The 12,378-nt window shown below is 29.8% G+C and carries 10 protein-coding genes and 1 pseudogene; 9 read left to right on the forward strand and 2 right to left on the reverse strand.

Features of this window, described 5'->3' with window-relative positions; genetic code table 11:
- The first annotated feature begins 70 nt into the window (after positions 1-70).
- Together RCG18_RS21435 and RCG18_RS21440 are read left to right on the forward strand one after the other, a co-directional pair.
- Positions 71-505 (forward strand): MOSC domain-containing protein, encoded by a 435-nt coding sequence (locus tag RCG18_RS21435; RefSeq protein WP_178908719.1) that lies wholly within the window; start codon positions 71-73, stop codon positions 503-505.
- 322 nt (positions 506-827) lie between these two features.
- Positions 828-1,874, forward strand: a complete 1,047-nt coding sequence (locus RCG18_RS21440) for an HD-GYP domain-containing protein (protein ID WP_308038039.1) — start codon at positions 828-830, stop codon at positions 1,872-1,874.
- A 71-nt stretch (positions 1,875-1,945) separates the two neighbouring features.
- On the opposite strand, the gene RCG18_RS21445 is transcribed toward RCG18_RS21440, so the two are convergent.
- The gene (locus RCG18_RS21445) at positions 1,946-2,968 is read right to left on the reverse strand and encodes an AI-2E family transporter (protein WP_308038040.1); all 1,023 of its coding nucleotides are present in this window, start codon (positions 2,966-2,968) and stop codon (positions 1,946-1,948) included.
- A 208-nt stretch (positions 2,969-3,176) separates the two neighbouring features.
- On the opposite strand from RCG18_RS21445, the gene RCG18_RS21450 reads away from it, so the two are divergent.
- Together RCG18_RS21450 and RCG18_RS21455 are read left to right on the forward strand one after the other, a co-directional pair.
- A complete protein-coding gene (locus tag RCG18_RS21450; RefSeq protein WP_308038041.1) occupies positions 3,177-4,382 on the forward strand; it encodes an Nramp family divalent metal transporter in 1,206 nt (401 codons plus the stop codon).
- A gap of 795 nt (positions 4,383-5,177) precedes the next feature.
- The gene (locus RCG18_RS21455; protein ID WP_308038042.1) at positions 5,178-5,855 is read left to right on the forward strand and encodes a hypothetical protein; all 678 of its coding nucleotides are present in this window, start codon (positions 5,178-5,180) and stop codon (positions 5,853-5,855) included.
- A 134-nt stretch (positions 5,856-5,989) separates the two neighbouring features.
- On the opposite strand, the gene RCG18_RS21460 is transcribed toward RCG18_RS21455, so the two are convergent.
- Positions 5,990-6,679 (reverse strand): DUF554 domain-containing protein, encoded by a 690-nt coding sequence (locus RCG18_RS21460; protein WP_308038043.1) that lies wholly within the window; start codon positions 6,677-6,679, stop codon positions 5,990-5,992.
- 344 nt (positions 6,680-7,023) lie between these two features.
- Between RCG18_RS21460 and RCG18_RS21465 the strand changes: the two genes are divergently transcribed.
- The 5 genes and pseudogenes from RCG18_RS21465 (at position 7,024) to RCG18_RS21485 (ending at position 12,341) form a co-directional block, all read left to right on the forward strand.
- Positions 7,024-7,287: a hypothetical protein gene (locus RCG18_RS21465; protein ID WP_308038044.1), complete on the forward strand. Its 264-nt coding sequence runs from the start codon at positions 7,024-7,026 to the stop codon at positions 7,285-7,287.
- Between the two features lie 306 nt (positions 7,288-7,593).
- Positions 7,594-8,406 (forward strand): ABC transporter substrate-binding protein, encoded by an 813-nt coding sequence (locus RCG18_RS21470; protein ID WP_308038045.1) that lies wholly within the window; start codon positions 7,594-7,596, stop codon positions 8,404-8,406.
- Between the two features lie 202 nt (positions 8,407-8,608).
- Complete coding sequence (locus RCG18_RS21475) at positions 8,609-10,072, forward strand: spore germination protein (RefSeq protein WP_308038046.1); 1,464 nt, start codon at positions 8,609-8,611, stop codon at positions 10,070-10,072.
- 97 nt (positions 10,073-10,169) lie between these two features.
- Positions 10,170-11,176: pseudogene (locus RCG18_RS21480) on the forward strand (GerAB/ArcD/ProY family transporter).
- A 58-nt stretch (positions 11,177-11,234) separates the two neighbouring features.
- Positions 11,235-12,341, forward strand: a complete 1,107-nt coding sequence (locus RCG18_RS21485) for a Ger(x)C family spore germination protein (protein WP_308038047.1) — start codon at positions 11,235-11,237, stop codon at positions 12,339-12,341.
- The last annotated feature ends 37 nt before the right edge of the window (positions 12,342-12,378 follow it).

Consider the following 12,378-nt stretch of genomic DNA (forward strand, 5'->3'; position numbering starts at 1 on the left):
CTAAATGGACTTTAACGGGTAATTTGGCTAGCAAAATTACCCAGTGGTCAGACTAAAAGGAGGAGTAAATATGGCAAAGGTTGTAGCAGTAAATATAAGCGAAAAAAAAGGTGAAATAAAAATTCCTATAGAGAAGGGTTATTTTAAAGTGAATCATGGACTTGAGGGAGATGCACATGCAGGGGACTGGCATAGACAAGTAAGCCTGCTTGCACAGGAAAGTATAGATAAGATGAATTCTTTGGGAATTATGAATTTGGATAGCGGAAAATTTGCAGAAAACATTACTACTGAGGGCTTAGTGCTATATGAGCTTCCTGTTGGGACAAAGCTTAGAATAGGAGAAACACTGATGGAGGTAACTCAGATAGGAAAAGAGTGTCACAAAGGATGCGCTATAAGAAGTCAGGTAGGCGATTGTATTATGCCAAGAGAAGGTATATTTACAAAGGTATTAGAAGGCGGCTTTGTTAAAGCTGGTGATGAAATCGAATTAATTAAATAAGAAATGCAAAGTAAAGCTTCAAATGTAGAAGTCATTGAAATTATCAATTTCAGGACAAATATCTTTGGAGCTTTTATTTATGTATAGAAAATTAATCTTGATAGGTATTGATAGAAATAGTTTTTTATGTTAATAATTAAATAAAAAAATTAGTGGAATTAAAAATAAAGGTAAACAACTATGGTACGATAATATAATATAGTATAATAAAATTGAGTGACTTTAGTGTTGTATTTTACTTTAAGCTAAAAGTAAAATATAATAGACAACTGGATAAGATAAGAGGATCTATATTATCTGGCTGCAGAAAGGAAGTGTTTAAATGCGATATGTTCCTATTTACTGCTTGCGCGACGGAATGAGACTTGGCAGAAATATTTATTCAAGCGATGGTGTAACATTATTATCAAAGGATGTAAGACTAACAGATGAGTATATTAAAAGCCTTGAAAAATTAGGAGTTAATGGCGTTTATATAGAGGATACCGTGTCCCATGATATAGCGATAAAAAGTGTAATTTCAGATGAATTAAGAGTGCAAGCTGTAAAGTCTATAAAAGGAATTTATAACGATCCAACAAATGTTTCTAATAGCATAACTACTGTTGAAAATTTGGCCAAAAGCATTATTTGTGAAATATTAAATAATAAAAATATAATGGTCAATATGGTTGATATTAAGACCTTCGATGATTACATTTACAGTCATAGCGTAAATGTAGCAGTATTGTCCAGTGTAATTGGAATGGCAATGCACTTAGACAGTACAAAAATAGAAAAGCTTACTGCATCTGCACTTTTGCATGATATTGGGAAGGTTTTTATGCCTAAAGATATAGTAAATAAGGTTGAAAAACTTACAAAAGAAGAAGAAAAATTATATAGGAGCCATCCCGAAAAAGGATATAGATATATAAAACAACATTACACTGTGCCTGTAACAACTTATGTAGGAATTTTACAGCATCATGAAAGATATGATGGTTATGGCTATCCGGATGGAAAAAGAGGAGAAGAGATTTCAAAATTTGGAAGAGTACTATGCCTTTGTGATGCATATGATAATTTGGTATCAGAAAGGCCGAATAAAAAGGCATATCTGCCTTCTGATGCGGTAGAATATATAATGGCTAATAATGGACAAATCTTTGATCCAAAACTTGTAAAGATATTTTTAAGAAGAATTGCTCCCTATCCTTTAGGAACTATTTTAAAATTAAGCAATGGAGAGAGGACAATAGTTATTGGAAATAATGAAGAATGCTCCACGCGTCCAACGGTAAGAAATCTAGAAAATAACACAGTATATGATTTAACTTATGATAAAAAATTAAAGAATGTAACGATTATAGGCGTAGAAAATATCTAAAACTAAAAGTTACAATAAATAGATAACCATCTTAAATAGAATGTTAAAAAGGACAGATGTACATCTGTCCTTTATTTATCATGTAATTTAACCTCAAGTAGGTCTAATATAAACATAAATAGTGGAATTCCAATAAGCAATCCCCATACTCCCATGAAATGTTCTGATGCAATAAGTATTATAAAAGTAAAGAATATAGGCAGCTCAATTTTTGATGACATAAGTTTTGGGTTTAAAACATAACTTTCAAGTGCATGAATTACAGCAATCATTATTAAAACATAAATGACTTTAGTAAGGCCGCCTATCTTAAAAGCTATAAGAGTTAAAGGTATGAGAGAAACTATAACCCCTGCTACAGGAATTAGACTCAATACAAATATCATAAAGCCTAAAGTAATTAGCTGTGGGAAATGAAGCACTGAAAGCATAATTACTGAAAGTATGGTATTAAAGGATGCTATAAGTATTTGCGCTTGAACGACTTTACCAAAAGAGTTTAAGAAATTATTGCCAAAGAAACTTAAATACCTATATAACCCTGAAATTTTGCTGTTTTCAAACTTCCTTAAAAAACATATAACCTTTCTTTTTTCAAGCATAAAGAATAGGCTTAACATTATGGCAATAAATACATTAACACTCCATTTTCCTATATTCGCAGCGAATTGGAAGGTTATATCAAATCCTGATTTTAAGTAACTTTTTAGATCTACCTGCTGGAACATTGACATCAAATACTTTTGAACAATGTCAGAATCTGAATCAGGAGTAAGATCAAGGTCTATTGCTTGATTTATTATATATTTGCTTTGTGTAATGAGTAAAGGTATATATTGGGCTATAATTAATACTATAGAAGCAAATAGTAATGAATAAAGTATTACTGTAATAAGTTTCTCCTTTACAGGTGTAATTCGTTTGAGTTGTTTAATTATTAAGTTTTGTAAGCTGTTCATCAGATAGGTAAAAACAAATGTTAGCAAAAATAGATTCAGCATTGATTTACCTGCATAAAACAGCAGTATAATAAATATAAAGGTTAAGAATTTCTTAACGCTATCCTTAGAAAAAAACTCTCTTAAAAAATTCATATAAAATCTCCTCGAAAAATTAGTTTGATCTCTCAAAACAAGTATAATAATAACATAATTTATATAAATTTGCTAATATATAATAAAAAATGTTTTGTAAACTATTTTTTTATTATTATTCATGTATTATAATGTTTTTAACAGTTTAAGGAGTTGTTGGCAAAATGAAAATAAGTAAATTCTTTCAACACAAAAAAAGCACGAATTTATGGCATTAGACTTTTTAAAGTATATAGGTCCGGGTTTTCTTGTAACAGTAGGTTTTATAGACCCAGGCAATTGGGCAGCTAATATTGCTGCAGGTGCTGATTATGGATATAAGCTCTTGTGGATGGTTACATTGGGTACAATAATGCTTATAGTTCTTCAGCATAATGTTGCACATTTAGGAATCACAACCGGATACTGCCTATCTGAGGCAGCTTCAATATACTTAAAGCCTGTTTTTTCTAAGCTTATACTTTTTTCTGCAATAGTAGCTTCCATATCAACAGCTTTGGCAGAAGTTTTAGGAGGAGCAATAGCCCTAAATATGTTGTTTAAGATACCAATTAAAATTGGAACTCTTATGATATGCATTTTAGTCATTATTATGATTTTTACTAATTCCTATAAAAGAATGGAGAAATTGATTATAGGTTTTGTGTCCTTAATTGGCATATCATTTATATTTGAGCTTACTCTTGTTAAAATAAATTGGATGGAAGCTGTAACAAGCTGGTTTGTTCCCACTATACCTCAAGGTTCTATTGTAATTATAATGAGTGTATTAGGTGCTGTAGTTATGCCCCATAACTTGTATTTACATTCAGAAATAATACAAAGTAGGCAGTGGAATTTAGAAAATGAAGAGGTAATAAAGCATCAATTAAAATATGAATTTATAGATACACTATTTTCTATGATTATTGGATGGGCTATAAATAGTGCTATGATACTAGTAGCAGCCTCTACATTTTTTACTAAAAATATTAAGGTAACAGAACTTAGTCAAGCTCAATCTATGCTTACACCTATACTTGGAAGTACAGCTGCCATAATATTTGCCGTGGCTCTGCTTTTTTCTGGTATATCTTCAAGTGTGACAGCAGGAATGGCTGGTGGAAGTATATTTGCTGGATTATATAAAGAGCCTTATGATATACACGACAGACATACTGGAATAGGTGTACTAGTAACGATTGTATGTGGTGCAGCTATTGTATTTTTTATAAAGGATCCTTTTAAGGGACTTATTATATCTCAGATGTTACTAAGTATTCAACTGCCTATTACAATAATGCTGCAAATATACTTAACATCTTCTAAAAAGGTTATGGGAAAATACGCTAACAGTAGATTGTCAAAGATAATTTTGAGTATAATTACCTTTACAGTAATCATTCTAAACATATTATTACTAATTTTATCCTAAACCATATTATAATATAACAGTATATCTTTAAGCAGGCATATAAAATCTTAAGCAGGCATCCAAAATCTATGACTTTGAGATGATCGCTTACATAGAGTGTTGATTTTGTATGCCTGCTTACTCATTCGACGACAGGAGAAGGAGTTTCATATATTTAAATTAAGAATTCTAAGTTAAATAGCATATCTAAATTAAGGTTAAAATTTCTTGGTTTATTAAAGGTTATGTGGAAATGTCATGGAGTTATTTGAATATTATGACACCAATTGGTTATAATACTTATTGTAAAAAATCTTGAATAATTTAACATACAGCATATAAAGATTGAATGCGCTATAAGGGTTATAGTGCCCAATACTTATTTGATGCTTTGATATGTTATATCTACAGCCTAGGTATTTTATAATGTTCTTGTATAAGGAATTCCATATAAGTGTTTTAATATATAGACTGTAGTGAAATATTCAATGTTTTTTTATATTCCTATAGGATAAGCAGGTGTTGATCACACCTGCTTTTTATTTTTCTTATCAAGCTAACATTTAAGCAGGCATCCAAAATCTATGATTTTGAGATGATCGCTTAAGCAGAGAACTCAAATCGCTGATTTGAAGTGAGTCGCTTACTCAGCGAGTACTCATTCGACAGTAGAAGAGAGAAGGAGTTTCATATTTTATCTTACTGAAAATTATTAATTTTAATTAGAACAAATTAGTTAGGACAATTTCATATTTTTATGGTAAACTTATCTACAAGAATAGCTAGGCAATTTTTCTGAAGGGGTTGAGTTGTGTTATGGATATTAGCGATATGAAAAATGAAGTCTATACTTTTATGAATAATCTTTACAATAACTTAAAAGAAGAACTCTATTTATGCGGGAATTTAGAAGAGGTTAATGAAACCTTTGAAGAAGAGTATATAAACATTATCGATTATAAAAAAGTATTAAAGTCTAGCCTTTTGATTAGAAGCCAAAATGAGTTAATGGACAAAGACCATGATGAAGATAAGATGAAAATTGTGGGAAAAATAGAAGATATGATTGGCGATGTACATATTGCTCATATGGAAATTGATGAAAGTAAGCTTTATGATAAAGAGGAAGATAAACCGATTGCTATAGAGAAAAAAAATAGCGAAAAAAAGCCAACTAAAACTATTGTTGTAATAGCTGGTACATTAATTGGTTTTATTTGTGGAATCATACTAAAAAGAGACATAATAAATGGAATAGTCATGGGATTTATCGGAGCTGCATTTGGTTTTGCCGCATATGAGATGTATTTCGCTGAAGATAACAAGAATTATGAAAAGGTAATTAGAAAGAACAGACTAATAAATAAAAGACTGGACAAAAAGTATTTAGATACATTGGTAGAGGAAAGAAAAAGAAATATAGAAAGTAGTTTAATAAACTATATAGATAATTTTAATGATGTTCTAGAGAAGAAAATAAAAAAGAATGTTTAATAAAAAATCGATAAAGTATACTGAAAACTTAATTTTTATAAAAGTACAGTATATTTTATCAATTTTTTTATCCGTAAATAGGATTCCAAGCATCAGATGGAATTTTAATTTCACCTAATGCTTGGAATGCATTATTATTTCATTAAGTTTAAAATAAGTTGATAAAAGATTGGTATAAAAACAGCTGGAAGTAAATTTGCAACTTTTATTTTTGATATACCAAGCGTATTAAAACCTATACCCATAATCAAAAGACTCCCTATTGCTGTCATATCTGTAATAACAGATTGGATTAAGATGGTTTTTAATCCTGAAGCAGCAATAGTTATAATTCCTTGGTAAAGCAATACTGAAACAGAAGAAAGCATTACACCAACCCCTAGTGTAGATGAAAAAATTATAGAGGCTACGCCATCAAGCATTGATTTAGCGAAAAGTATTTTGTTATTGCCCTGAAGACCACTTTCAAGAGAACCTACTATTGCCATTGAACCAACACAAAATAAAAGGCTGGCAGTTACAAAGCCCTCTGAAATTTTTATGCCTTTGCCTTTAAATTTATTTTCAATTTTATCACCTAACTTCTTTAGTAGATTATCTATGTCTATTAGCTCACCGATAAAACCACCTATTACAGATGAAATTATAATGAGCATGACATTAGACCCCTTAATTGCCCCTGATATACCTATGTAGATAACACAAAGTGCGAGGCCCTGCATGATGGTATTGCTAATTTTTTCGGGCACACCACCTTTGACTAAGAGCCCAATCAAGCTTCCAACTATAATAGCTGAAAAGTTTACAATAGTACCTAAAAGCATAAATATCCCCCCAATATTTCTTTAGCAACAATATAGACATCCAACCTAAGTGTTTGACTTATTATCGGTATTCGAAGGGATACCTTAGTTAAGTCAATTATCGAAGTAGGATATCTATATTATGACTTTTTTATCTTATATAATTTTATCAAATAAATTATGTTAGTGGAGAAAAATTTAGTAAATTTCATCAAGAAATATGTTCAGATTTTATTTTGTGAGCATATTTTTTTTATTGTGAACATATTTATAGGTATGGGGTAAGAAATAAAACTTGACTATCGAACATGTGTTCGATATAATAAAAATATAAATTACCCAAACAAATGATCGGGGGTATACAAATGGACGAGTATAATCTTTTTATTAGAATCAATTATAAAGCATCAGAAGATGGTGGAGTAATAAGTAGTAATACAAGGGTAAATAACAGTAAGGTTAACTCCAACAAATACTTAATTGGTGGAGGAGTATTAAATAGAAAAGGCGGTACAGTTGTATTCACAGCTAAGAGTTTAGAAGAAGTAAAACAGGTGACTCAGGATAAACCATTGTTAAAAAATATAGCTATGAATTATAATGTAGCAGTTATTCCAAAAGGAGTTTAATAAAACTAGCAGTCTAGCTGCTAGTTTTTTTATAGGGGAATATATGAATAAATATATATGTATCCAATGTTCATTTTATGACTAAGTTTGCATTATTATTAATATTAATGCAAACTTAGTCTTTTGTTTTTAGTGTTTTAAGAGAGAATATGCCTTAAAATTAATGGGGCATTTTCTAAAGAGGTGTAAGCATAATAATAAAATTATATGAAATTTTATTAGAAATTTTCATTAAAAAATATTGCATAATAATAAAATTAATTGTATAATTATAAATATAGAAAATAATTAAGGGGGCACAAAATTATGAAGAAAATTTCAGCTTTGATCATAACTGCAGTAATGTCTGTATCATTATTTGCAGGATGCGGAACTAATAATAGTTCAAATAGCAATAATTCACAAAAGGTAGACTCGTTACAAAGAGTTAAAAATGCAGGTAAGTTAACTATCGGACTTGATGATTCTTATCCACCAATGGAATTCAGGGATGATAAAAATAACTTGGTAGGTTTTGATATAGATTTAGGAAACGAATTAGCAAAAAAACTAGGCGTAAAATTAGAAGTAACAACTACAGATTTCAATGGAATTTTGTTAGCACTTAAATCAGGAAAATTCGATGTAATACTTTCAGCTTTAAGCATAACAGATAAGAGAAAACAAGAGATAGATTTTGTTGGACCATACATAGACGGTGGTCAAATAATGGTAACTAAAAAGGATAATGATAAAATAAACACTAAGGAAGACTTGAAAGGTAAAGTAGTAGGAGCTCAACTTGGTTCAACTGGTGAGCAAGCAGCTATGAAGGTAGAAGGAACTAAGGAAGTTAAGAGATATGATAAGATTACAGAAGCTTTCCATGATTTATCCATAGGAAGAATAGATTCATTAATAGTTGACGGTCAAGTTGGAGGATACTACATTAAGAAGGATGGTGGAAACTACAAAATACTAAGTGAAAAATTAACAAAAGAACCAGAAGGAATAGGTATAAAGAAAGAGGATAAAGAATTAAAAGAGGCTTTACAAAAAGCTCTAGATGAACTTAAAGCAGATGGTACTTTATCTAAGCTTTCAATGAAGTGGTTTGGATATGATATTTATAAACAATAATTAAAAATAGATTAATATTATTAGAGACCTTGGCAATCTGATTGTTGAGGTCTTTTTGCATGCTTTTGATAGATTTTAGCTGTATATATATGTATTCATAATAAGGATGACTGCAGTATAATGTACGAATATATTTGAACTTTTTAGGTAAATATAAAAGCAAAAAGGAATATTAGAGTTTATGCAGGGGGTGCTGTATAACATGAATTCTCTTACAAATAACCTAGATGATAATATAAACACAATTTTAGCTAATTCTCCAGCAAACTTCAATGTTGTAAAAAGAGAGATAATAATTAAAGATAATATTAGATGTTTTATACTATATATTAGTAACCTTGCGAAACAAGAATTTATAGAAAATAGTATAATATTTCCTCTATTATTTCATGTTCATTGTGCAATAAACAACGTTGAGTGTAAGACAGACTATATAGCGAAAAGATATATAGCATCAAGTGATGTCAAGGTTACGTCAGACCTAAATTTAATATCTATGGAGTTGAAGCGTGGAAAATGTATAATTTTAATAGAAAATGAGAATAGCGTTATAGTCTGTAAAACCATAGGAGCAGCACATAGAGCTGTTACAGAGTCAAATGTTGAAAAAGTAATAAGAGGTGGAAGAGAAGCCTTTATTGAAAGTTTAGAAACTAATATATCATTGGTTCAGCAAGGAATTAAAAATGATAACTTAAAAATGGAGACTTTTATATTTGGGGAAGAAAACAAGATGGATTCAGTTCTTATTTATTTGGATAATGCAATTGATCCTGAGGTGTTAAATAATATTCGAAACAGTATAAATCTTATAAAAGCTAAGCAAATATTAGGGCCAGGAATGTTAAGTCAATTAATGAAAATTTCCGATTGGTCAATTTTTCCTCAAGTTAAAACCAGTGAAAAACCGACTAAGGTAATTTCGGACATTCTTCAAGGTAAGGCAGCCATATTAGCTGAGGGGGCTCCATATGCAATGATACTTCCTGTTTGTTTTGTAGAATTTTTTCAGGATATTGAGGATTATGCAAATAGAGTCTTGCTTGGAACTTTCGACAGACTTATCAGGTTTTTAGCTTTAATAATAGTCCTAGTTTTACCTTCTTTATATCTTATACTCTTAAACTATAATAGTGAGCTTACACCTTTGAATTTAATAAAAATAATTATAAGTACAAGGCAAAATATTCCACTGCCACCCTTTTTAGAGATACTTTTTATGGAGATTTTAGTAGAAATCCTTAGAGAGGGAGGACTTAGACTTCCAAACCCAGTAGGGCAAACACTGTCAATAGTTGGAGGTATTGTATTAGGTCAGGCAGCTACTTTAGCCGGACTGGTAAGCCCAACTACACTAGTGGTTGTGGCTATTACTGTTATATGCACTTTTCTTATTCCTAATTATGATATGGCACTTTCTATTAGATTATTGCGCTTTGGAGTTCTTTTAATGACTAATTTCTTTGCCTTTTTAGGACTTTTGGTTGCAATTCAATTAATAATTGTAACATTAATAAGAATGGATTCTTTTGGTGTTCCATATTTTACACCATATGCTCCGCTAAGATTTAAAGGATTAAGGGATACTTTTACAAGATCTAAAATAGAAAATTTAAATACTAGAGCTTCTGGCTTTGAGATAAGTAAGAATAAAAAAAATAAATAACCTTTAAAATAAAGAATGACAAATTGTAAGAGGAACTGCAATGAATATAAATAATAAAATAACTGAACACCAGTATATAGCCCTTGTACATAGCGCAATGATAGCAGTAGGAATTTTATCTCTTGCCCAGAATGTTGCTAATGATGCTCATCAGCAGGGATGGATATCTGTAATAATTGGTGGTATATATCCTATTGTTGTTGTGTTAATGGCTGCTTATATAGATAAAAAAATGAAACATATTGACTTCAAGGAACTAAACAATAAAATATATGGCAAGTTTTTAACTAATATAATAATTTTTATTTTTTTTGCAATCTTTCTTTTTTTGAACTGGCAATCTTATCTGGTTTCGCTAATGTATTATACTTAACTATTGTTAATTATATACCCCGTTATATAATACTAATATTAGTTATGTTATTAACTATATATTCAGCTATATATGGACTCACTAATGTAGGAAGGCTATGCGAACTGTTTTTTTATCTGATGATAGGATTTATAGCCTTAATGATATTTTTTATTCCAAGAGGAGAGATAAGAAATATAAAACCTATTATTACTTCCTATAAGGATATAATTAAAGCAATACCTGCTACTTTGTATTCATACACAGGTGTGGAAATAAGCTATATTTCCATATCATTTATAACTAATAGAAAAAGTACCCCAAAAGCAGGTATGATTGCGGTTTTTACAATAATATTTATATATACATTAAATATATTTATGACTATTTATTCACTTGGATGGGAACTAACTTCGAAGGTTTCTTATCCTCTTCTTTATTTAGTATCTACCATACATCTACCATTAATTGAAAACTTTATAACATTACTAATGCTTTTATGGAGCAGTATTATATTTAGAATTTTAGTCTGTTATCTTTTTGCATCCTCCTACTGTTTGTCAAAAGTTATAAAAATAAATTATAGAGGATGCTGCATTTTATGTTCAATTTTTACTTTGGGTCTAAGTTATTTTTTTATACCGGAATATAATAGAACAAAAATTCTAGACGTTATTACTCCATATGTAGTGATATTTGGAGTACTTTGGGGAGTTGTAACTGCAGTATTAGTTTATTTTAAAACAAGATAATATACAATATTTTATATAAACTAAAGATGAAATAATTATCTACTAGGAAGTGATAATAATGCAAGTAATAAAAATACTATCGTTTGTTATTATAATTCCTATTATATTTTCGGGGTGTTATAACATGCGAGCTCAGGAAGAATTGGGAATAGCAATAGGATTAGGATACGATATAGAAAATCAGGGAGTTGGATATAAATATAGAGACACATTAGAAACTTTTACTTTTAAAGGTGAAAGAAAAATAGAACACGAAGTTTTTAGTGGTAGAAGTAAATCTATATATAGTACTGCAAATGAACTCCAGATGAAGTCCAATAGGAAATTGATATTGGGAACAGAAATAGTTTATTTAATTGGAGAAGAAAGAGCAAGGTATGGAATTAAAGATATATTAGATGGACAGATAAGGGATCCTATGAGAAGAGTAGTAGCATCTATAGCAGTAAGTGGAGAACCAGCAAAAGATGTATATAAAATGAATCCAACATCGGCATCCACCATGGCAGAACAAATTCGTGGAATTTTAAACTTTATTTGTATGGATAACTTCTTTCCTACCAATAATGAAGTATCAGAAGTTTTAAAAATGTATTATCAGGAAGGGAGAAAGATTGTTATACCTTATATGGAAGCAAAGGAAAAACGATTTCAAGTTTCAGGGCTTGCATTATTTAAGGAAGATAAAATAATTAAAAAGGTTTCTTTGGATGAAGCTAGATTAATAAATATTTTGAGAAATAATGATGGATTAGGATATCTAGCTATTAACAAGCCAGAAAGAAATGAATACTATGAAGCTTATTTTAAAAATAAAAATAAACTTAAGGTGAAGGTTTCAAAAGAGAGTAATCATTTAAAGTATGACATTTTTGTTACCCTTATTGGAGATTTAAAGGTAGATACTATAGATAAAAATCTGATAACTAAAGAAGAGGTTAAAGATATAGAAAAAGTATTTGCAGAAGATTTGCAGAAAAAATTAGAGATCGAATTGGAGAAAATGCAAAAAGAATATCAAACAGATTGGATTGATCTTGGAAAATATGCAGCAGCTAAATATGGAAGACAAGGAAACTATGATAGTGATAAGGCATTCTGTGATGCTATAATAGATACACATGTAAATGTCAAAATATCTACTATAGGACAAAAGAAAAAATAAATGCTATACTATTTTTAAATAAAAATAGTATTTTAAA

Source organism: Clostridium sp. OS1-26 (genome assembly GCF_030915445.1).
Classification (GTDB): domain Bacteria; phylum Bacillota; class Clostridia; order Clostridiales; family Clostridiaceae; genus Clostridium_AM.

Bases quoted from the DNA above. Each gene is read 5' to 3' on its own strand.
- RCG18_RS21435 (WP_178908719.1), top strand. From the start codon at position 71: ATGGCAAAGGTTGTAGCAGTAAATATAAGCGAAAAAAAAGGTGAAATA.
- RCG18_RS21440 (WP_308038039.1), top strand. From the start codon at position 828: ATGCGATATGTTCCTATTTACTGCTTGCGCGACGGAATGAGACTTGGC.
- RCG18_RS21445 (WP_308038040.1), bottom strand. From the start codon at position 2,968: ATGAATTTTTTAAGAGAGTTTTTTTCTAAGGATAGCGTTAAGAAATTC.
- RCG18_RS21450 (WP_308038041.1), top strand. From the start codon at position 3,177: ATGGCATTAGACTTTTTAAAGTATATAGGTCCGGGTTTTCTTGTAACA.
- RCG18_RS21455 (WP_308038042.1), top strand. From the start codon at position 5,178: ATGGATATTAGCGATATGAAAAATGAAGTCTATACTTTTATGAATAAT.
- RCG18_RS21460 (WP_308038043.1), bottom strand. From the start codon at position 6,679: ATGCTTTTAGGTACTATTGTAAACTTTTCAGCTATTATAGTTGGAAGC.
- RCG18_RS21465 (WP_308038044.1), top strand. From the start codon at position 7,024: ATGGACGAGTATAATCTTTTTATTAGAATCAATTATAAAGCATCAGAA.
- RCG18_RS21470 (WP_308038045.1), top strand. From the start codon at position 7,594: ATGAAGAAAATTTCAGCTTTGATCATAACTGCAGTAATGTCTGTATCA.
- RCG18_RS21475 (WP_308038046.1), top strand. From the start codon at position 8,609: ATGAATTCTCTTACAAATAACCTAGATGATAATATAAACACAATTTTA.
- RCG18_RS21485 (WP_308038047.1), top strand. From the start codon at position 11,235: ATGCAAGTAATAAAAATACTATCGTTTGTTATTATAATTCCTATTATA.